Annotated in this window: 11 protein-coding genes and 7 pseudogenes; 3 read left to right on the top strand and 15 right to left on the bottom strand. The window is 62.6% G+C overall.

Going from position 1 to position 21205, the window contains the following annotated elements:
* Window positions 1-51 precede the first annotated feature (51 nt).
* Window positions 52-1263, bottom strand: coding sequence for a cytochrome P450 (locus SHTP_RS24830; protein ID WP_231991673.1), 1212 nt, complete (start codon window positions 1261-1263; stop codon window positions 52-54).
* A gap of 132 nt (window positions 1264-1395) precedes the next feature.
* Between SHTP_RS24830 and SHTP_RS29445 the strand changes: the two genes are divergently transcribed.
* Window positions 1396-1683, top strand: coding sequence for a hypothetical protein (locus SHTP_RS29445; RefSeq protein WP_157756524.1), 288 nt, complete (start codon window positions 1396-1398; stop codon window positions 1681-1683).
* A 71-nt stretch (window positions 1684-1754) separates the two neighbouring features.
* Here the strand turns inward: SHTP_RS29445 and SHTP_RS24825 are convergent.
* The 13 genes and pseudogenes from SHTP_RS24825 to idsB all read right to left on the bottom strand — a co-directional run.
* Window positions 1755-2285: pseudogene (locus tag SHTP_RS24825) on the bottom strand (amidohydrolase family protein); the annotation flags it as partial.
* Complete coding sequence (locus SHTP_RS24820) at window positions 2249-3451, bottom strand: ISAs1-like element IS2404/ISMul1 family transposase (RefSeq protein WP_420873055.1); 1203 nt, start codon at window positions 3449-3451, stop codon at window positions 2249-2251. The pseudogene SHTP_RS24825 and the gene SHTP_RS24820, both read right to left, overlap by 37 nt.
* 138 nt (window positions 3452-3589) lie before the next feature.
* A pseudogene (locus tag SHTP_RS24815) lies at window positions 3590-4394 on the bottom strand (amidohydrolase family protein); the annotation flags it as partial.
* The gene (locus SHTP_RS24810; protein ID WP_096372081.1) at window positions 4381-5676 is read right to left on the bottom strand and encodes a cytochrome P450; all 1296 of its coding nucleotides are present in this window, start codon (window positions 5674-5676) and stop codon (window positions 4381-4383) included. The pseudogene SHTP_RS24815 and the gene SHTP_RS24810, both read right to left, overlap by 14 nt.
* Window positions 5677-6840, bottom strand: a pseudogene (gene ispG / locus SHTP_RS24805) (flavodoxin-dependent (E)-4-hydroxy-3-methylbut-2-enyl-diphosphate synthase).
* A complete protein-coding gene (locus SHTP_RS24800; protein WP_420866681.1) occupies window positions 6837-8657 on the bottom strand; it encodes a 1-deoxy-D-xylulose-5-phosphate synthase in 1821 nt (606 codons plus the stop codon). Before SHTP_RS24800 ends, ispG begins: the two are co-directional and overlap by 4 nt.
* A 29-nt stretch (window positions 8658-8686) precedes the next feature.
* Window positions 8687-9686 (bottom strand): annotated as a pseudogene (ispH, locus tag SHTP_RS24795) (4-hydroxy-3-methylbut-2-enyl diphosphate reductase).
* Window positions 9683-10699 carry a hypothetical protein gene (locus SHTP_RS24790; protein ID WP_096372080.1) on the bottom strand — a complete coding sequence of 339 codons (1017 nt, stop codon included), beginning with the start codon at window positions 10697-10699 and terminating at the stop codon, window positions 9683-9685. Before SHTP_RS24790 ends, ispH begins: the two are co-directional and overlap by 4 nt.
* A 136-nt stretch (window positions 10700-10835) precedes the next feature.
* On the bottom strand, window positions 10836-12038 hold the full coding sequence (locus SHTP_RS24785; RefSeq protein WP_420873054.1) for an ISAs1-like element IS2404/ISMul1 family transposase: 1203 nt from the start codon (window positions 12036-12038) through the stop codon (window positions 10836-10838).
* 119 nt (window positions 12039-12157) lie between these two features.
* Window positions 12158-12880, bottom strand: a complete 723-nt coding sequence (locus tag SHTP_RS24780; RefSeq protein ID WP_096372078.1) for a hypothetical protein — start codon at window positions 12878-12880, stop codon at window positions 12158-12160.
* A gap of 57 nt (window positions 12881-12937) precedes the next feature.
* Window positions 12938-13824, bottom strand: a pseudogene (locus SHTP_RS24775) (terpene synthase family protein).
* Between the two features lie 115 nt (window positions 13825-13939).
* Window positions 13940-15328 carry a cytochrome P450 gene (locus SHTP_RS24770; protein WP_096372077.1) on the bottom strand — a complete coding sequence of 463 codons (1389 nt, stop codon included), beginning with the start codon at window positions 15326-15328 and terminating at the stop codon, window positions 13940-13942.
* 12 nt (window positions 15329-15340) lie between these two features.
* A complete protein-coding gene (gene idsB / locus SHTP_RS24765) occupies window positions 15341-16375 on the bottom strand; it encodes a geranylgeranyl diphosphate synthase IdsB (protein WP_096372653.1) in 1035 nt (344 codons plus the stop codon).
* Between the two features lie 863 nt (window positions 16376-17238).
* Here idsB and SHTP_RS24760 point away from each other — a divergent pair.
* A pseudogene (locus tag SHTP_RS24760) lies at window positions 17239-18593 on the top strand (cytochrome P450).
* 229 nt (window positions 18594-18822) lie between these two features.
* On the opposite strand, the gene SHTP_RS24755 reads toward SHTP_RS24760, so the two are convergent.
* Complete coding sequence (locus SHTP_RS24755; RefSeq protein ID WP_420873053.1) at window positions 18823-20025, bottom strand: ISAs1-like element IS2404/ISMul1 family transposase; 1203 nt, start codon at window positions 20023-20025, stop codon at window positions 18823-18825.
* Window positions 20026-20172: 147 nt separating this feature from the next.
* On the opposite strand from SHTP_RS24755, the pseudogene SHTP_RS24750 reads away from it, so the two are divergent.
* Window positions 20173-21069: pseudogene (locus SHTP_RS24750) on the top strand (phospholipase C); the annotation flags it as partial.
* Window positions 21070-21205 lie beyond the last annotated feature (136 nt).

The raw sequence follows: 21205 nt of genomic DNA, 5'->3' as shown, positions 1-21205 counted from the left end.
GATGCAAACCCGGCCGGGTGCGGGCCCTCCGGATCGTGGTGAACCGGCTGGCTAGTCCCAAACCACTGGAAGTGCGGACGGTCCACGGAAGTGGATGCCGCTAATCAGCGGCGCCGGCGCGTCGGGGTCAACACGCAGACCGGGAAGTCCGTCGAGCATCGCGTCGATCAATGCGGCAATCTCGCGGCGCGTGGTGTTCATGCCGGAGCAGATATGGGTGCCGAAACCGAAGGTCGCGTGATGTGGTCCCGTGCGGTCGATTCGGAACTCGTCAGGATCGGGCGGATATGCTTCCGGATCCCGGTTGGCTGACCCGATGGCTAGCAGCAGCGGTGTTCCGGCGGTGAGTTCCGTGCCTCGAATGACCACATCGCGGGTGATCATGCGAGGGATGAAGAGTGCTGGCGGTTCCAGGCGCTCACCCTCGGCGAGCGCCAACCGCAGGCGGCTGCGGTCGCGCCGGATGCGGTCCAGTTCGTCCGGCCGTTGCAGTAGGAGGGTGAGCGTGTTCAAGAACTGTCGAGTGGTGGTGTCGGTTGCTGCTAGCAGCAGCGAACGTAGAAACGAAGTGATCTGCTCGTCATCAAGAACGCCGCCTTCATACTCGGCTCGGATGAGTGAACTAATGAGGTCGTTTCTCGAAGCGCCGGCCGCCCGTTTGCGCTGAACAATCGGAAGCAGCCGGTCCCAGCTGCGGGCCGACGCCTCGGTCGCCTTTTGAAACCTGAGCAGAAATTGGTCTGCTTGTGCCGGATCCGGGGTGGACCACAACGCGAGCAGGATGGTCAGGACGTCAGCATGGAACTCTTCGTAGTTTTCTTTGAAGTCCTCTAAGCCCAGGATTTCGTAGATCGCGCGCAACGAGTACTCGAGCGCCATCGCAATGAGGTCGGCGCCCCGCTTGGAAGCCAGGTCCGCGACGTACTTTGCGGCAAGTGGCCGGAAGATGCTCTCGTCCCAGGAGCTCAACAACTTGCCGCCAAAAACGGACTGGAGATAGCCGCGCCACTGGCGGTGCTCCGCGCCGTCCATCGCGAGGATCGATCGGCCGATCAAAGGTCCTTGCGAGATTTCCCAGATGCTGCTGGAGAAGGTCTCATGGTTGCGCAGGATGGCCACCACGTCATCATGGCGAAAGACCGTGTGCGTTTCGCCGGCGTGCTGACCCGTGTATGAAGGCGCGCCAAGAGCAACCATGATGTCGCCCTTCATAACCGGTGTCTCACGTCGGCGTTCTGCGAGCATCGGGTAGGGGTCATCCATGCTTGACAGGCGGAAGGCTTCCCCGAGTTCTTGTGATAACTCGGCAACCGATGGGCTCATAAGTTTCGACGCTAACACGGCGGCCCGGCCGTTTTAAGGCCTGCGATACTGCATTGCGCAAAATTGAGTCATTTGACTGAACCTGTTGGGGCAAAAGGTATTAAAGCTAGTCGAAACGATCCCCACCTGACTCCCGCGAAAGCCCCGTCACCGCCCACGAATTCCGCTCCCGCCGCCTCGAAGGTGCGCTGCCCGCGGGTGCCAAATTGCTCGCGTGCCCAACCTAAAGATGCCGAATCCGATCTCGCCGCGTTTGTCGAGATCAACTGGATTGCAACGGCATTGAGTCGGAATATCCGCGCGCGCACGGACTGGCCGAGGTCGCTGCCGCATCTCGCCGAGTTCGGCGATGCGCGATGACGCGCGGCTCTCGAGGCTGGTTAGTCCGCGCGATTACGTCCCGCAGGCTGATTCGTTTGCTGCCCAAGACATCACGGTTCGACCAGTATGCTGGTCCGCTCACCGCTCTTGTGTTGGCTACGTGGCCGCGTGGACACATCATGGCCGGCTGCGGCTTTGCGCAACGCACCGACCGTTGCCTGCTCGCGAGGGATGCGGCTAAACGGGTCAAACGAGTACCAGCGCATCGCGTTGAGGTGAGTCATCTTGTCCACTTCGAGGTCAGGCACGCTGTTTGCGGTCAAAACCTCCCCAAGCTCCTCGGGCGCACCCGGCCACATCGAATCGCTGTGTGGGTAGTCGGCTTCCCAGGCGATGTTGTCGATGCCGATCATGTTGCGCAGCTTGACACCCACCGGATCGCTGATGAAGCATGCCAGGAAATGTTCCCGGAACACCTCGGACGGGATCTTGCCGCCGAAGTCCTGGTGGGTCCACGTCGAATGCATTTCAAACACGCGGTCCGCCCGCTCCAGAAAGTAGGGGATCCAGCCCGTGCCGCCCTCCAGGGCTCCGGCGTTGTTGATTAGCAGGATTGTGAGCTGGGGAATTGTGGATTGAGGAGGTCTAGGCGGCGGTTGGCGGTCAAAGCGGTGATCCGGCAGGCTTCGGCGATGTTGTCGGCGCCGTTGAGGCGGTGCAGATTGATCGCGGTGTTGCGTAGCGTTGCTAGGACCTGTGCGCCGTTTCCGGTATGTGCCCTTTGACGGTCTTCGTCGAAGGTGACGTCGCGTATCCAGTGCAGGCTGTTCTCGATTCCCCAGTGTTGACGCATCCAGGTCATGATCGCGGTAGGGCGGGCGTGCTCGAACGGCAGGCTGCAGATGGCATAGACCACCTCCACGCTGCGCTGGTCGGTGGTGGTGATCAAGCGTTCACGAGTGATCCGGATGATTTGTTTTGCGTAGGGGAAGCCGATTCCTCGTGCAGTGGTGATGATTTGCAGGGTGCGGGTCTCGACACGGCCGTGGCCGCGGGAGTCGTCGGTAGCGGCTGCGGGCACCTCGGCCCAGGGCAGCGCGGTGATACGCGCAAGTATTTTGGCTTGGTTGGACTTGACGATCATCAGGTAGTGCGACTTCAAGGTGGCGCAGATCAACTTCGCGGTGACGACCTGGGTATGCATCGCATCCACGGTGACCAGCCACCGCAAGCTACCCGGCAGCAGCGTGAGCAGGGCACGTACGCAGGGAATTTCATTGCTTTTCTCGGCGACAGCGAGTTGACCGAGCACCAATCGGGCACGGTGGGCGAACACCGACACGAGATGCGTGGCTGTCGCTTTGGCGCGTAAAGCACCACGCAGCATCTTGCCGTCCAACGCGATCGGCACCAATCCGCTGGGGTCGCTGCTGGCCACGTGTGCAGTGAAGTAACTGCCCATCCTGGCGTTGAGGTCGGCGGGGTCTAGCCGAGACAAAACAGCACGGAAGGTCTTCTCACTGGGCCGCCGGAACCGGACCCCTAATTGGGTCAACACATCATCGGGAGCGGTGGCCGCCCATGTGGCAAAACCAGCATAGCCGCGCATCCCCGCGGCAGTGGCCAGAACCGCGATCGCCAACAAAGCCATCAGCGAATACCTCCGACCGCGTGGGTCCCTCGGGTCTGGCACCGAGGCCAACACATCGAGAAACTCCGATCCGATGAGCTCGCTGCGCCCACCAGGACTCCAGCGGTCGAACACCTCTGGAACCGACGACACAGGCAATACTGAAACGGTAGGCACGGGCAACTCCAGACCAACGACGAACAGTAACCAACTCGATCGTTCTCCAGATAGCCCGTGCCTACACTCCGGCCCCAATAGCGCGGCACCAAAGATCATCAACCCAGCCCACAAGCCTGCTAATCAACAACGCCGGAGCCCTGTGCCGCCCTCGGACAACCCGATCTTGAGGTCCGGGTAGTCCTTGATCGGTCTGGACCACAACAGATCCGCGGCCGCCTGCACAATGTTCATCGGCCCTAGAGTCATTAACACATCTATCGGTGCGTCGGGTGCTGTCGTCACCAGGTTGCCGGAGGATCCGAAGTGGATGTTCATCACGGTGTTGGTGTCGCACAGCGCTTTCCATAGTGGATTCCAGTAGTCGTTGTGAAAGCTGGGGTAACCCATCGTCGCGGGATTCGCGGTGAACGTCAGCGCGTGCACGCCCTTCTTCGAGACCCGCCGCACCTCTGTCGCGCACGCCTGCGCATCCCAGATGACCGGCAACGCCATGGGGATGAACCGTACCGGATATGCCCCGCACCATTGGTCGATATGCCAGTCGTTATAGGCCTGTATCAATGCCAACGAAAAATCCGGATCGTCGGTCGCGAACCGCCGGCCGGCAAATCCTGGGAAGGAGGGAAAACAAATCGAGGCCAGGATGCCCCCGGGCATTCATATCCTTGACCCGTTCGTCCACCTGATAGCAACCGGGCCGAATCTCGTCCAGACCCTGCGGCTCCAGGCCGTATTCCTCCTTCGGCCGCCCGGCTCCCGCGTTGAGCGCCGGATTGGGGATCACGCTGTCACGGAACTTCCATACGTCGGAGCCGTCTGGATTACGCACCAGCCGCGGCGCGTCCCGCAGATACTTCGCGGGCAGATGGTTATCGAACATATCGGGCGGCTCGACGATGTGGTCATCGACGCTGATCAAGATCATGTCATCGGTGTTCATGGCCGTTCCTTTCCAAGACGCTGTCCCGCTGCCCCGTCAGCGGAGCCATGAAGGCATGGCGTTGAGATGGATCAACTGGCGATGGGGTGTTGGCGTTGAAGGTGATGCGCAGATGCTGCACGGTGCGCACCGACACGTTGTCGTAGACCAGCCCGGCCGTGTCCACCGCGTAGTCGGGAATGCGAGCCAAGAATTCTTCTAGAGCGACCCGTAATTCGAGTCGCGCCAGATGCGATCCGAGACAGCGGTGGATGCCGCTGCCGAAGGCGAGGTGGTGGAACCGGGCGCGGTCGAAGTCCACGTGCAGGGGATCCGGATGGGCGGTGGGATCTACGTTGGCAGCCGCCCAGCTGACGTGGATCGCTTCTCCCGCCCGGATTGTCAGCCCGTCGCCGAGGTCGATGTCGGCTGTGGCGTAGCGGATGCCGCTGGGCGCCGGCGATTCGTAGCGCATCAGCTCCTGGATCGCAGCCGGGATCCGTGCGGTGTCCTCGACCAGGCGACGGCGCTCGTGCGGGTGTTGGCCCAGCCAGGCCAGGATGCACGACATGGACGCGGTGACCGTGTCCAAGCCAGCGAATATCAGCAGATGGATGATGTTGAACAGTTCCGCATCGGCCAACGGTTGGCCGTCGATCCGTGAGCGCAACAACACCGCGAGCACTTCCTCGCCCTGAGCTCCTTCGGCACGTTGTCGGGCCACGAGCCTGGTGAAGTACTCCAGCAGCATGGCCCCGGCAGCGGCCTGGTTGGCCTGGATCTCCTCGCGGGTCTCCCCTTGCGGATGCAACACGCCGTTTTTGAATGCCGTGAAGAACTCAATGTCTTCGAGGGGAGCGCCGAGGAGCTCCAGAAACGTAAAGCATGGCAGCGGCGCGCAGTAGGCCTGATACAGTTCGGCGCTAGTCTGGCCGGCAAAGCCGTCGACCAGTTGCGCGGCACGGTTGCGAACAGCGGCTTCCAACCGTGACATCTGCTTGGGCGCGAAGAGCGGATCTAACAGCCGTCGCCACTTCTTGTGTTCCTCACCATCTATCTCCAACGGGATCAGGGGATTGTCGTTGCCGAAATTCCCCCCGCGACCACCCGGGCCCAGTACCGCCGGATGACGGTTGATCCGCATCAGGTCATCGCGACGGTACAGTGTCACCACTCCCGCTTCGGTGCGTTCGGCACGCACACCTTGTGCTTTCGCGTTGTAAATAATCTGTGGGTTGGCAAGGCTTTTCACCGCCAAGGTCAACGGCGCCAGCCGGGGAACGAACCGCTCATTGCCCTCCATTCAGACCTCACTCACGACCGGTGTACCGACGAGATCGGTGCATTCGGTCTCGGAGGCCCGCTCTTCGGCGATTCGCAATGCCTGCTCAATCAACGTCTCAACGATCTGCGACTCCGGCACGGTCTTGATCACCTCGCCCTTGACGAATATCTGCCCCTTGCCGTTTCCGGAGGCGACGCCCAGGTCCGCCTCGCGTGCCTCACCGGGACCGTTGACTACACAACCCATCACCGCCACGCGCAGCGGAGCGCCAAGACCGTCTAGGCCCGCGCTGACTTCATTTGCCAGTCTGTAGACGTCAACCTGCGCGCGCCCACAGGACGGGCACGAGACGATCTCCAGCGATCGCGGGCGCAGGTTCAGTGACTCGAGGATTTGGGTGCCGACCTTGACCTCTTCGATAGGTGGGGCCGACAGCGAAACCCGGATGGTGTCGCCGATGCCGCTGGAGAGCAGGGCGCCGAACGCGACCGCCGACTTGATCGTGCCCTGGAACGCAGGCCCGGCCTCGGTGACCCCAAGGTGAAGTGGATAGTCGCACTGCGTCGCCAAAAGCTGGTACGCGGCCACCATAACGACCGGGTCATGGTGCTTGACGCTGATCTTGATATCACCGAAGCCGTGCTCCTCAAACAGCGATGCTTCCCACAGCGCGCTCTCGACCAGCGCCTCGGGGGTCGCTTTGCCGTACCTCTGGATGATTCGCTTGCCCAGCGAGCCGGCGTTGACGCCGATGCGGATCGGGATGCCGGTGTCCGCCGCAGCCTTGGCCACTTCTTTTACCCGGCTATCGAATTCCTTGATGTTGCCCGGGTTTACCCGCACCGCGGCGCAGCCGGCGTCGATCGCGGCGAAGATGTATTTCGGCTGGAAATGGATGTCCGCGATGACCGGAATGTGACTGTGCTTGACGATCTGCGGTAAGGCATCGGCGTCTTCTTGTCATGGGCACGCTACCCGCACAATGTTGCAGCCGGCGGCGGCCAGCTCTGCGATCTGCTGCAGAGTTGCGTTGACATCGTGAGTATTGGTGGTCGTCATCGACTGCACCGCAACGGGATAGTCGCTCCCGATACCGACATTGCCGACCATCAGTTGGCGAGTCACGCGTCGCGGCGCTAGCCGAGGAGCGGGCGGTGCGGGGATGCCCAGACCAATGGTCATGGTGTCTCCAGAGGGGAGGGCGCCAATGGATCCAGCGGTTCGGATCTGTCATGGCTGCCGGGTGAGTCCGCGGCCAGCGCCGACTGGCATGCCGCGCTGATTGCGGAACCGGACAACCCACATTCAGTAAGGATCTGGTCGCGGCCCGCGTGCGCGATGTAGTCGCGCGGCAGCCCCAGGACAAGGGTGCGGGTCCGGGGGCTCAGCCACCCGATCTGGTGGTTGAGGCGTGAGCCGATCCCTGCGTCGGCGACCCCGTCCTCGACACATACGGTGATGCGGTGTTGGTGGGCAAGCTCGGTGAGCGCCGGGTTCAGCGGCCACACCCAGCCAGGATCGACAACGCTGACCCCGACCCCGGCCGCAGCAAGGCGCTCTGCGGCGTCGACACAGGGGTGCGCCATGACACCCACGGCGATCAGCAGCACGTCGCGATCGGGTTTCCCGCCGGCGAAAAGGACATCGACCCCGTCAATCTGGCCCACCGCAGGGATATCGTTGTCGGGCACTCCTTTTGGGTATCGCAGCGCGTTCGGTGACGTGTCGTCGATCGCGACACGCAGCTGCTGGCGCAGCCTTACTGCGTCACGGGGGCAGGCGACACGCAAGCCGGGCACATTCGTCAGCAGCGCCAAGTCCCACATCCCGTGATGGCTGGCGCCGTCGGGTCCGGTTATCCCGGCTCTGTCGAGGACCAAGGTCACGGGGAGCTGGTGCAGTCCGACGTCGAATAGCAACTGGTCGAAGGCTCGATGTAAGAACGTGGAATACAGTGCCACGACGGGATGTGCGCCCGCGCTGGCCAGGCCCGCGGCACACGCCAAGAGGTGTTGTTCGGCGATGCCGGAGTCGAAAACCCGGTCGGGGTATTTGCGTGACAACGCGCCGAGGCCGGCCGGCAGCCGCATCGCCGCGGTCATACCGACGACATCGGTCCGTTCGTCGGCGATTCGGACGAGCTCTTGCTCGAATACGTCGGTCCAGCTTGCTGCAGTGGGTTTGGCCGGCCGGCCGGTGGCTACCTCGATGACACCGCAGGCATGCATGCGGTCGCTCTCATCCGCTTCGGCCGGTGGGTAGCCGCGTCCCTTCGCGGTGACAGTGTGGACGACAACGGGCTTGTCCAGTGCGGCCGCTTGCCGCAGCGCCGAACAAATCGATTCGACGTCGTGCCCGTCCGTGGGGCCGATGTAGGTAAAGCCCAATGTTTCGAACAGCTTGGGCCCTGAGCTGACGCCATGGCGCAGCGCCTGCAGGTGAGTGGCTACCGCGCCAATCGTGGGATCGTATGAGCGCCCGTTGTCGTTGAGCACAATGATCACGGCGCGGTCGGCGCCGCCCAGATTGTTCAGGCCCTCCCATGCCACTCCACCGGTAAAAGCGCCGTCGCCAATCACGCTCACGACACGGCGATCACCTCGCCCCTGCAGGGCCAAGGCTTTGGCAATGCCGTCCACCCACGCCAAACTCACCGATGCATGCGAATTTTCGACCCAATCATGGTGGGATTCGCTGCGGCTGGGATATCCCGATAAGCCACCGGGTTGGCGCAGGGTGACAAACTGGTCGCCGCGACCGGTGAGCAGTTTGTGCGGGTATGTTTGATGTCCGGTATCGAACACCACGATGTCACGTGGCGAGGAAAACACCCGGTGCAGGGCGATGATCAACTCGACGGTACCCAGTCCCGCGCCGAGGTGGCCCCCGGTGCTGGCCACCGTCTCGATCATGCGTCGACGGATCTGCGCGGCCAACAACGGTAATTGGTCGGCGGGCAGTGCCTGGACATTCTGCGGACCATTGATGAGTGAAAGCAGGTCGGCTCGATCGGCACGCATGGTGATGCTCACGGGACTCGTACTTTTGGCGGCAGGGCGAAGCGCACCGATTCGGTTGTGACCGGGCTTTCGACCACATTGATCGGCCCGCGCAAGCGCAGCGCATCGATCACTTGCTCAACCAGCCGGGGTGGAGCCGAAGCGCCGGCCGTGGTGCCGATCGTGGCCGTCGAGTCCAACCAGTGCGGGTCGATATCGGTGGGGCCGTCGATGAGGTATGCGGGGGTGCCTCGGCGCCGCGCCAGTTCGACCAACCGCTGCGAGTTCGACGAGTTCTGTGACCCAACCACCAACAGCGCATCGCACCGCCGGACAATAGCCTCAACCGCCCGCTGCCGATTCGTTGTCGCGTAGCAGATATCTTCGTAGGCGGTTCTGCAAGTTTGGGAACCGTTTGCGCAGCGCGTCAATGACGTCGGTGGTTTCGTCCACCGCCAGCGTCGTCTGAGTTAGGTAAGACACTTGGGCGTCTTCGGGAAGATTCAGTTCCGTCACGTCATCGGCATTCTGCACCAACAACATTGAATTCGGGGCAACTCCGAGGGTGCCGTCGGTCTCTTCATGTCCAAGGTGGCCGATCAATAGCACGGTATCGCCGCGCCAGGCGAACCGCGCGGCTTCCGCATGAACCTTTGTGACCAGCGGGCAGGTGGCGTCAACGACCTCGAGTCCGCGCCCGTTGGCGGCCGCGCGTACTGCCGGGGAGACGCCATGTGCGGAGAAGACCACGACGGCACCCGGTGCGGGAGGATCGGGAATCTCATCGAGCTCGTCAACGAAAATTGCTCCGCGGTCTTGTAGTTCGGCGACCACCGTGCGGTTGTGCACGATCTGCTTGCGTACGTACACCGGCCCGGTAGCACGGTCGAGCACACGCTCGACCGCTTCTATCGCCCGGTGTACGCCGGCGCAGAACGAACGTGGCGAGGCCAACAGAACGGTGGTGGCTGCCGACTCGTCTGCGAGCGGGCGCGGTCGCGAACGCGATGAGGGGTTGACGGTGGTCATTGAGACTCCTGCCGCAGCAATGCCTTGAGGCAGATGGCGGTGCTGACCGCTCGGCTTCCCCAGATCCGTGCGTGGTTATCGAGTAGGGGGATGGCTTCCCAGGAGCCGTCGTGAAACTGGGTGTCGTGCAGGAGCGACGCGTCGTGGCGGTCGGGTGCGCAGTTTGCCGCGGTGATCGCCAGCATTGCCAGCGCACGATTGAGCGGATCGGGCGCCGGCGCCTGCCGGAGTAATCGGACGGCACGATCAACTGATGACTGGTGGCCGCTCGCGGCCACCAGCTGGCGCACTACGACGTAGGTGCTGTACGAGGTTCCGACATACCATGCCGCGCGCCAGAACCCCATGGGTTGTTGCTGAACTGTCAACCATTTGGTTGCGATTTCCAGCAGTGGGGTCAATGGCGAGTCGCCTACCTGGTCTTGATACAGCGTCGCGCCGTAGAGGAGGTTGGCGACGACTTCCGCGTCACGTCCGGTGTCGTCGCGCCCACGCCCCCATATCTTGTTGATGACGATTCTGTCTTCGGGGTCGGTCGCGAAAAAGGTGCTTATCGGGCCGTCCTCCCATGCGTTGAGGGCTGCAAGCTTGAACGCGTCCGCTAAGGTTTCGGGCGTCGCTTTGCCTGCTCGAACGAGCACTTGCGTCATTTGCCCAAGGCTGTCGGCGTCGTAGGGCAATGGCTCGAAGCCGGGGAAATAGCGCCAAGAAATTTCATCCCGGCAGCCGAGTAGGTAATCGATGTTCTCGTCCACCATGGCTTGGCATTCCGAGTGGCCGGCGTCGAGAGCATCTTGCAGGGCATCGGTGATCATTGCCACGTGGAACGCCTTGTTCTCACAGGTGAATGTGGAGAATCTGTGCACCTGATCCGCGGTGAGGTCAAGATGATCGGCGGCGAGTTGAACAAACTTCGCCGTGGAATAGGACCCCATCTTGTGTACGGCGTTTGGATAACCCAATGCGTGCTGTTCGGTGAGATACCCTATTGCTCGCTGAATGTGCGTCGCCATGTCATTCTCCAAAGTGCCGGTGTTGGGGTTTTCGGGGAGTCTGAGATCTGCCGGGACTGCGTCAGCCGCCCTGTTTGCCTATCGCTGCCACGTCGGCCCGGAGATCGGTGCCGGGCCAGGGCTCCGGCGTTGTTGATTAGCAGGCTTGTGAGCTGGGGAATTGTGGATTGAGGAGGTCTAGGCGGCGGTTGGCGGTCAAAGCGGTGATCCGGCAGGCTTCGGCGATGTTGTCGGCGCCGTTGAGGCGGTGCAGATTGATCGCAGTGTTGCGTAGCGTTGCTAGGACCTGTGCGCCGTTTCCGGTATGTGCCCTTTGACGGTCTTCGTCGAAGGTGACGTCGCGTATCCAGTGCAGGCTGTTCTCGATTCCCCAGTGTTGACGCATCCAGGTCATGATCGCGGTAGGGCGGGCGTGCTCGAACGGCAGGCTGCAGATGGCATAGACCACCTCCACGCTGCGCTGGTCGGTGGCGGTGACCAAGCGTTCACGAGTGATCCGGATGATTTGTTTTGCGTAGGGGAAGCCGATTCCTCGTGCAGCGGTGATGATTTGCAGGGTGCGGGTCTCGACACGGCCGTGGCCGCGGGAGTCGTCGGTAGCGGCTGCGGGCACCTCGGCCCAGGGCAGCGCGGTGATACGCGCAAGTATTTTGGCTTGGTTGGACTTGACGATCATCAGGTAGTGCGACTTCAAGGTGGCGCAGATCAACTTCGCGGTGACGACCTGGGTATGCATCGCATCCACGGTGACCAGCCACCGCAAGCTACCCGGCAGCAGCGTGAGCAGGGCACGTACACAGGGAATTTCATTGCTTTTCTCGGCGACAGCGAGTTGACCGAGCACCAATCGGGCACGGTGGGCGAACACCGACACGAGATGCGTGGCTGTCGCTTTGGCGCGTAAAGCACCACGCAGCATCTTGCCGTCCAACGCGATCGGCACCAATCCACTGGGGTCGCTGCTGGCCACGTGTGCAGTGAAGTAACTGCCCATCCTGGCGTTGAGGTCGGCGGGGTCTAGCCGAGACAAAACAGCGCGGAAGGTCTTCTCACTGGGCCGCCGGAACCGGACCCCTAATTGGGCCAACACATCATCGGGAGCGGTGGCCGCCCATGTGGCAAAACCAGCATAGCCGCGCATCCCCGCGGCAGTGGCCAGAACCGCGATCGCCAACAAAGCCATCAGCGAATACCTCCGACCGCGTGGGTCCCTCGGGTCTGGCACCGAGGCCAACACATCGAGAAACTCCGATCCGATGAGCTCGCTGCGCTCACCAGGACTCCAGCGGTCGAACACCTCTGGAACCGACGACACAGGCAATACTGAAACGGTAGGCACGGGCAACTCCAGACCAACGACGAACAGTAACCAACTCGATCGTTCTCCAGATAGCCCGTGCCTACACTCCGGCCCCAATAGCGCGGCACCAAAGATCATCAACCCAGCTCACAAGCCTGCTAATCAACAACGCCGGAGCCCTGGGTGCCGGGCGTGATCGGGACGCTGCGGCGCAACATGGCGATGCCGGTGGTCGCCAGCCAGAGGTACAGCAAGAGGTACGGGATCAAGCTGATCAGGCTGATGGGCGCCGCCGGTCCGGTATCGGCCAACAAGAAGAATTGGGCGCTGGCCAGCGGGATGGCCGTCCAGGGTGTGGCGACCGCCAGCCACTTGGGGAAAACGGCGCTGCGACGCATCGCAATGCCCGCGCAGAACAGTGTGATCGCCAGACTGACCAGGGATCCGATGTAGCCGAAGGGAATGAGTAAATCGCAAGCGAATCTTGTGAACTCCGACGAGAGGCCGCGCAGGCCGGCGGTCCAGTACAGGCCATTGCCGGCCAGCAGCGCGACGGTCGCCATGGCGGCGGACGGGATGATCAGGTCGGTGTATAGCGATGGACGGGTATTGGTGAGCACCGCTCGTTTCACCCCGGCGACTGCCCATAGCAGTAGTACAAACCCGGCATTGGCGAGAAAGATCTGTGCGGCGATGGCCGACTGCTGACCGGCGAAATAGCCGGCGATCCGCTCGTCGGTCCAGGCCCAACTTGGATAAGGTTCCAGCGGGGTGCCAGTCAGGAAGTTCACCACGATTCCGGGGATGATTGCCATGATGGCTGCCCACCCCGCGGCTCGGATGTCGCGGGCTTCGGTCGTGTCCCGGATGCCGATCGTCATCGTTGGTCTCCAATCGTGGTGGGTATTTGACCGATCAACTGATGTCGCGCCGCCGTGCTATCGCCGCTGCGACGGGCCGGCTTGATAGCGCGGGCAGCTATGCCATTCGATGGAGTCGGCGTGCCAGCGTTCTTCGCGATCGAGAAGCGCTGTGACGGAGGCCAATTCCTGCGATGAACCAATGCCTATCCGAGGGAGTTGCCCTTTGAGGTCAAGATAGGCAAGGGTTTCTCGCTCGATCAGCCATGCAACCTCGTCAACGGCTTGCTGTAGTGCGCACCCGCGGTCTTTCTGTAAGACCAGGGCCAGATTCATGCAAGACCCGTCGCGTAGCTCCTTTGCGAGCGAAAGCAGGTCATTGCTCCACAACACACAGTTGAGCAGCATCGTGCGGAGTTGTCGGATTGCGGGATGGTCCAGCGAACGGACAGAGCCGGCAGCCCGAAAAGCACCGGATGAAGCTCGAGCAAAGGAACAGCCATCGAGCTCTGCCGCCGCAACCGGGGATACACCGCCAGGGAGGGAATACTGGCGGTTCGGAGGTGATCGAGTTCCCATATCCGCGCTTGCAGGGACCTTTCGAACGCGTTGCGAAAGTTTTTGCGCGCATTCCGATCGCCCAGGGCGTTCAGAAATCGCCTCAACGGCCGAACAATTCGAGTGATATCGAGATCATCGTCGCTGGACGCGTCGGGTTGATCCAGCAGCCGAAGGGCCGTGCGGTGAATGTGACGTAGCGTCTCGGGGTTGAAAGTCTGCCCGCCACCGTCTTGCTGTTCGGAGTACTCATCAAGCACGGAGAAGAGCAGAAAGTACCAGGTGACGGTGTGCAACCCCGCTGTGGTCACGTCGGGATACAGGCGCCCGGCATGATCCACGAGATGAATGCCTGAGACGGAGCGCCGAATCAGAGTGTTGCCGTCTTCGGGTAGCGCGCTCGTCATGGCCAGCTCTACTTCGGTCGCTGCCGGATGACGAGAGTGAGTAAAGGCGGTGGGAAAAGGACAGCAGATATCGAGTAAGACGAATTCGCAAATGGCGGTCACGGACACCTCCGGCTCAACCGATTTCGTGGCTTGTTAGACGCCGGCCGGGTTCGCCAGGAGTTCGGTCGGCCGTACGTGCGGTGACACGCAAAGCGAGATTGCGTGGGCGCAGTGACGCCGCCACGGCCGGGCGGACCGGCAGGCCGGGAAGGCGCTGCATCCGCCAGTTGGCGGCAATGGTCGCCAGGGCGAGTGCCGCCTCTGTGGTGCCGAAGTTGTCGCCGATGCGCTTGCGGGCCCCGCCGCCGAATGGGATATAGGTGTTGCGGCCGATAGCCCGGGCACGCTCGGGTAGCCATCGGTCCGGGTCGAAGCGGTCGGGCTCGGCATAGAGATCGGGACGATGGTGGATCAGGTACGGGCTGAAGATGACCGTCGCCCCGGCCGGTATCCGATGCCCACCGAGGTAGACATCGGCGGTGGCCACGCGGCTGATGATCCACCCGGGCGGATAAAGGCGCAGGGTCTCGGTGACGATCCTGTTGACCAGCCTTAGCCGAGGCAGGTCGGCGTGGGTAGCCGCCCTGCCCGCCAGGACCGGATCGATCTCGGCGTGCACGCGTTGCTCGATGGCGGGATGTTCGGCCAGTAAGTACAGCGCCCAGGCCACCGTAAGGGCAGTGGTCTCGGTCCCAGCAATGAAAAACGAGACGATCTGGTCGATGACCTCGGTATCGGTGAAAGCTACTGTGCTGCTGCCGACTTCATGCGAGGCCAGGATCGCCGAGAGAAGGTCGCCACGGTCGACGCCGGCTGCTCGGCGGCCGGCAACCGCCGAACCGATGGTATGGCGTAGCCGAGCGCTGGCGCGATGATAGCGACGGTTGCCGACGGTGGGCAGCCGATCCAGCGGTGGCGGCGTCAGCATCCGCCAGTACAGGACCGCGAAAATGGCGGTCAGGTCATCGAGTGCCTGGCGCAATGCCGGGCTAGGGAGGCTATTCGAGAACATCGTGGTGAGCAGGGTCCGGCCGGTGATCGCCATCATCTCCGCGGGTACATCGATGATCTGGCCGTTCTGCCAGCGCCCGACGGTCGCGGCCACCTGAGTGGAAATGGTCTGCGCATAACCAGGCAACCGCTGCGTATGGAAGGCCGGTTGCAGAAGGCGCCGCTGCCGCCGGTGTTGGCTACGGGGGCAGGTGCCCAGACCATCGCCCAGCATCTCTCGGAACCGGTCAAAGAAGATGCCGCCCTTGTCGAAAATTCGGTCATCACAGAGGATTTCGTGGGTGAGTGCCGCCGTGCACGCCACCACGGCGGTGGCCGGCCCGATTCGGATGCGCACCAGGTCGCCTCGGGCGGGCAACGACAGCAAGAACGACAACGGGTTACGCAGCAGCGGCAAGGTATGGCCGAGTAGTGGCAACGCGGCGGGCGCGGTGGGAATCGAGGTAGGCATCGTCGACACACCTCACTTGTCCCGATCGATCACCAGCTGCGCCAATGCCACGAGCTCACTGCATCTCATTGATTCGGGTAGCGCCGCGATCGCGGCGCGCATCCGTTCATCGGCAAAGTGCTGCGCGGCCTGCCTGCCGCCCGCGGTCTCTACGAGTTCGGCAGCATGAACAACCTCACGGTGGGTCATGGCGTGGTCGGACCTGTACAGCCTTGCCAGTTCGAGGGCCGCTTCGCAGTCAGAGCTAAGCGCTACAACGATCGGTGAGGTCGCCTTGCGACTGGCCAGATCACTGCCGACCGGTTTTCCGGTCCGGGCAGGGTCCCCCCAGATGCCAATCAGATCGTCCACTATCTGAAACGCCAGGCCGAGCTCGTAACCAAACCGTTCCACCGCGGCTACGGTCGCCGCGTCCGCGCGGGCGCTTACCGCACCCAATGCGCACGCACACGCCATCAACACGGCGGTCTTTCCGGCCGCCATCCGCAAGTAATCCGGCACTGTTACGGTCGCGCATCGCTCAAATGAGCAATCCTGGTGCTGGCCCACACACAGGTCGAGGCACGTTTGCTCCAGACGGGTGATCGCGTTCACGGCCACCCCCTGCCCAAGCGAGTCGGTAAGCGTCCGGATCGCCAGGGCATGTAGCGCATCTCCCAGCAGGATCGCGTTATTCACTCCCCATACCCGCCATACAGTTGCCCTGCCCCTGCGGGTCGAATCACCGTCCATCACATCGTCGTGAAGCAGCGTGAAGTTGTGAATCAGCTCCACGGCTGCCGCCGCGGGGGCGGCTTCGCGAGCATCTCCGCAGGCCCGGGCCGCCCCGAAGGCAAGAGCGGCCCGCAGCGACTTACCCGAGGTACCTGCCGCGTCGCGCCCGTTGGCATCCCACCAGCCGAAGTGGTATCGGGCCATCGTGGCCAACGGCTCGGCCGACGACCCAATTATATTCCGCAGGAACGGTTCACACTCACGCTGAGAACGTCTCAAGACGGCCATTCCAGCGCGAGGTGCCTCGCCAACGTGTGTTGTAGAGACCGACATCCACGGCCTCCTGGCATCGCATGTCGCTAGGCCCATACAGCCTCAGCATGTATTGAGCGCTGTGAGATCAACTGAAAGCTATTTGTCGACAGCACTTTTGGCAGAAACAGCTGGCTTTCCGAGCTGTAGCGCCAACCGGCCATCCACCAGAACGCGATGCGTGAAGCGTGCTACCCGGCAGTTCCCTCGCCGCACCGACTAGGGAACGGCGCTCCCTGGGGCCGAATGTGCCGGGTCGTCCGCCGGTGGCGAGGAAGGGGGTGCAGGCGGGAAGCCTCGTCGAGCCACAGACTCGGCCGGCCAAAGCCCACGGATGAACATCACTGGTGCCCGGGCATTTTCCATTTACTGCTCCTTGCCCCCGTGGCCCCCCCTGATAGCGAAGACATGCCAAGAGTCGCACCTAGCCGACCTAGCGGGATCAGTCAGATGACTCAAACGTGTCGGGCGCAGCATCGAAGACATCGCGCACCCGGGTAACCCCCTGCGGCCACATCGACGGCCCGACGGGTCCGGTGGGCTGGGGGGAAGGCCGCTACCGCATGGACCAGCGCGGGCGGCGACGGCGGATCCGGTAGGCCGTCGGACAAGGCGTCTGGGGACGGGAAGGATTTGACCGCGGGGTGGGTTTGGTGGATCGGCGGCGGGGCTAGCTGGTCTGACAGCGGGTTGAGTCAAATGACTCAATTTTGTGGGGAGCTGCATCGAGACACTTAAAATTCCCGAGTCCCCATGTTAGCGTCGGGCTCCATGAGCCGATCGTTTGCTCAACTGCCAGAAGGGCTTTGGGGTGCCCAGCGCCTGGCGTCGATGGCTGGAGATGGCACGCGCGTGGGTGCGCTGTTTTCCCGCGGAGGACCGAGATGACGGTTGCCGGTTCGCCAACTCTGCGCACACCCCCCGTTGCCCCGGGGCGGCTGCCGGGCCTGGGGCATCTGGGTGCGTTGGCTCGTGACCCGCTGGGGTACTTGGCACGGCTGCGCTCAGTGGCCGATGTCGTCACCATCTATCTGGGCCCACGTCCTTCCTATCTGGTCACCTCCCACGATCTGGTACGAGACATGCTGGTCTCCCAGTCCGAGTGCTTCACGCGCGGCGCGGTATTCGAGCGCGCCGGCAAGGCACTTGGGCAAGGGTTGCTCGTCTCCGACGGAGAGTTCCACCGCTGTCAGCGACGGTTACTTCAGCCCGCCTTCCATCATCGGCAAACCCCCCGATATGCAGAGGTCATGGCCGATGCCGCGCAGACATTGTCGCGGGCGTGGCGGCCAGGTGTGCCGATCGAGGTGACCCACGAAATACACACGATGGCACTGGCGGTGGTCTGTCGGGGCTTGTTTCACACCGATCTCGGCGGATCTGCGGTGTCACGGGTCGAGCGGGCGCTGACCGGTATCAACCAAGGGGTCATCTGGCAGACGTTGTACCCGTTCGACTGGCTCGCGCGGTTGCCCATTCCGGTCAACCGCCGGTTCCGGAGTGCGATCACTGATGTCCGCGACCTTGTCACGCAACTCATTTCCGCTTGTCGAACCACCGGCGAAGGCCGTGAGGGTGTGCTGGCGATGCTGCTACAAGCCCGCGACGAGGAGACGGGGCGGCCGATGAGTGACGATCAGGTGCGAGACGAAGTGCTCACGCTCTTGCTGGCGGCCACCGAGACGTCTTCCACCACATTGTCTTGGCTCTTCTATGAGCTGGACCGGCACCCGGAGATCGAGCGCGGGGTCGCCCGCGAGCTCGATGACAAGCTGGCAAACCAGTCCATCACCCACGACAACCTCCGCGACCTGGATCTGATGAAACGGGTGGTCGATGAGACGTTGCGTCTGCACACGCCGAACTCAATCCTGACGCGTCGGGCTGTCCGGGAGGTTCAACTCGGACAGTTCCGGATTCCGGCCGGGGCGGAGGTGGCCTTCAGTCCCACCGCAATTCACCGAGATCCACGGTGTATGACGATCCCCTCTCGTTCAAACCGGACCGCTGGCTATCGGAGAACTCGGCGCATGTGCCGCGGCATATGTTCATTCCCTTCGGCATGGGCAAGCACAAATGCATTGGCGACTCGTTTGCCATCACGGAAATGCACGTGACAGCTGCGACGGCTTTGCGTGACTGGCGCCTGTCGCTTGCGCCGAACGCACACGTCCGTGAACGACCCGGGGCTATTGTGCAACCACACGGGCTGCGCATGATCCCGTTCCCGCGCCGGTGATCGGATTTTTCACCCAGGAAACTCGTCGGATGCGGTGAGGGCGCGCGACGGGGGACCGAGTGGCCTGGGGGTTCATCGCGGCAGCCGTCCAGTGGGGAAATGGCAATGGCCCCTTGGGGATTGAATTTAAGTTCCTGCGAACAAATTCAAAGAATAAGCGCGACAGGCGAGTTGGCGCGCCGTTTCAACTGGCGGAATACGTATACTCCCAGGGCGCCGGCGTTGTTGATTAGCAGGCTTGTGAGCTGGGGAATTGTGGATTGAGGAGGTCTAGGCGGCGGTTGGCGGTCAAAGCGGTGATCCGGCAGGCTTCGGCGATGTTGTCGGCGCCGTTGAGGCGGTGCAGATTGATCGCGGTGTTGCGTAGCGTTGCTAGGACCTGTGCGCCGTTTCCGGTATGTGCCCTTTGACGGTCTTCGTCGAAGGTGACGTCGCGCATCCAGTGCAGGCTGTTCTCGATTCCCCAGTGTTGACGCATCCAGGTCATGATCGCGGTAGGGCGGGCGTGCTCGAACGGCAGGCTGCAGATGGCATAGACCACCTCCACGCTGCGCTGGTCGATGGCGGTGATCAAGCGTTCACGAGTGATCCGGATGATTTGTTTTGCGTAGGGGAAGCCGATTCCTCGTGCAGCGGTGATGATTTGCAGGGTGCGGGTCTCGACACGGCCGTGGCCGCGGGAGTCGTCGGTAGCGGCTGCGGGCACCTCGGCCCAGGGCAGCGCGGTGATACGCGCAAGTATTTTGGCTTGGTTGGACTTGACGATCATCAGGTAGTGCGACTTCAAGGTGGCGCAGATCAACTTCGCGGTGACGACCTGGGTATGCATCGCATCCACGGTGACCAGCCACCGCAAGCTACCCGGCAGCAGCGTGAGCAGGGCACGTACGCAGGGAATTTCATTGCTTTTCTCGGCGACAGCGAGTTGACCGAGCACCAATCGGGCACGGTGGGCGAACACCGACACGAGATGCGTGGCTGTCGCTTTGGCGCGTAAAGCACCACGCAGCATCTTGCCGTCCAACGCGATCGGCACCAATCCACTGGGGTCGCTGCTGGCCACGTGTGCAGTGAAGTAACTGCCCATCCTGGCGTTGAGGTCGGCGGGGTCTAGCCGAGACAAAACAGCGCGGAAGGTCTTCTCACTGGGCCGCCGGAACCGGACCCCTAATTGGGCCAACACATCATCGGGAGCGGTGGCCGCCCATGTGGCAAAACCAGCATAGCCGCGCATCCCCGCGGCAGTGGCCAGAACCGCGATCGCCAACAAAGCCATCAGCGAATACCTCCGACCGCGTGGGTCCCTCGGGTCTGGCACCGAGGCCAACACATCGAGAAACTCCGATCCGATGAGCTCGCTGCGCTCACCAGGACTCCAGCGGTCGAACACCTCTGGAACCGACGACACAGGCAATACTGAAACGGTAGGCACGGGCAACTCCAGACCAACGACGAACAGTAACCAACTCGATCGTTCTCCAGATAGCCCGTGCCTACACTCCGGCCCCAATAGCGCGGCACCAAAGATCATCAACCCAGCTCACAAGCCTGCTAATCAACAACGCCGGAGCCCTGGGCGCTGCAGCCGTTCAGCTGGCGCATCATGCCGGAGAATCTCGAGGATGCCGGCATTAGTTGGAAGGTGTACCAGAACAAGTTTTTCGGGCACTACATCAATTCGCCTATCAGCGACAACGGCCTGGTTCAGGCTTTCAAGCAAACCGCCGATCCAAGGTCGAATCTCGCTCGATTCGGCATCGCCCCCACCTACCCTCAGGATTTCGTTCTCGACGTGAAAGCCAACAGGCTGCCGAAGGTTTCCTGGGTGGTCCCCAACATCATCCAATCCGAGCATCCGGCACTGCCGGTGAACGTCGGTGCGGTTGCGATTGTGAAAATATTGCGGACTTTGCTGTCCAATCCCGCGGTGTGGGAAAAGACCGCGTTGATCATCAGCTATGACGAATGCGGTTCGTTCTTCGATCACGTCACACCGCCCACGGCGCCGCCGGGAACGCCGGGCGAATACGTCACGGTGCCCGACATCGACGCGGTGTCCGGCTCCGGTGGCATCCGGGGGCCGATCGGTCTGGGCTATCGCGTGCCGTGCATCGTCATTTCGCCCTATAGCCGTGGGCCGCTGGTGGTCTCCGACACCTTCGACCACACCTCGCAGTTGCGATTGATCGAGGCACGGTTCGGGGTGCCGGTGCCCAACCTGACCCCTTGGCGACGCAGTGTCACCGAGGATATGACCTCGGCGTTCAACTTTGCTGTCCCGCCGAACCCATCGCGACCCAAGTTGGATCCTCCGCTGCTCGACGCGCTGCCCAGGCTGCCCCAATGCGTCCCCAACGCGGTATTGGGATCCTTGGGGGGAGCGGCGGTGGCCAACCCGTATCGGGTGCCTTACCCGCAGGTGCCGCCCACGCAGGAGACCACGCCCGCCCGCGGAACGCCCAGCGGTCCCTGCTAACGGCCGAAGGCGTCACCGGCCACCCGGCGGGTTGTTGCGGTAATCGGCGCCCTGGGCACTACCGGCGGGAGTCGTCGCGGTCGGGTGTGTGCCGGCATGGCGGTGCTCCGGATTCGCCGTCGCGGGCCGAAAGTGC

It is taken from the genome of Mycobacterium ulcerans subsp. shinshuense (genome assembly GCF_002355775.1).
Lineage (GTDB): Bacteria > Actinomycetota > Actinomycetes > Mycobacteriales > Mycobacteriaceae > Mycobacterium > Mycobacterium marinum.
Note: the sequence above shows the minus strand (reverse complement) of the source record. Positions and strands in the feature narration are given on the sequence as shown.